This is a genomic window from Bartonella sp. AD328YNZD (genome assembly GCF_042196425.1).
This window is the reverse complement of record NZ_JBHIQG010000745.1, coordinates 1-689: the sequence shown is the minus strand read 5'-3', so window position 1 is coordinate 689 and position 689 is coordinate 1. Positions and strand designations below refer to the sequence as shown.

Genomic DNA, 689 nt, shown 5'->3' with positions numbered 1-689 from the left:
ACAGGAATAGGAAACTGTACTTCAGCAGTCGCATTCATATATGTTGTTCCCCCTAAGAAATAAACTTCACCCTTATTGGAAACCTGACGTGGGCCTATCCCATTATATTTGAACCCTCTGATTATATCAGTATTCGCCTTAAACATATCGAAAATACGAACACCATCTCGGCCCATTCCGTGGATATAACCACCCCCAAAGGAAAGCAAACCAACAATATCCTTCTGGTCAGAAAGAGTCTTGTACATCATCGCCTTACCCGTGGTCTTCAAGAACTTTGCACTCCCACCAAGCCCTGCATATTCCTGAAGCAGATGCACATACCACCCATCATGGGGGGATCTCATATCATCAATCGTATTATAGGTGAAACCATAACTAATTGATGAACGTTTCCAAGGGCTGTGTTTTGCAGCTTGAACAATCGCACCAGAATATTTCCCATATAATTCTATTATGTCACTCTCTTTGTCAAAATCATACTCTCCGCCAAAATCATATTCTTCCTGCACATAAGAATAAGCTACATTAGCAGATAATTGATTATTAATAGGTAACGAAAACCGCAGTGATCCACCTGTCTGCCGTACATCATAGGCTTTATCAGCACGATAAGTACTACGAAAAACATCAACGCCAGCAGATAAACGATACCCTAAGAAATAAGGATCAACAAATGATAAATTATA

General features: G+C 40.1%; 1 protein-coding gene. It reads right to left on the bottom strand.

Annotated features, from left to right (window positions below):
* The coding region (locus ACFIO3_RS14810) for a BamA/TamA family outer membrane protein (protein ID WP_375704750.1) at positions 1-689 on the bottom strand (689 nt) is incomplete at both ends.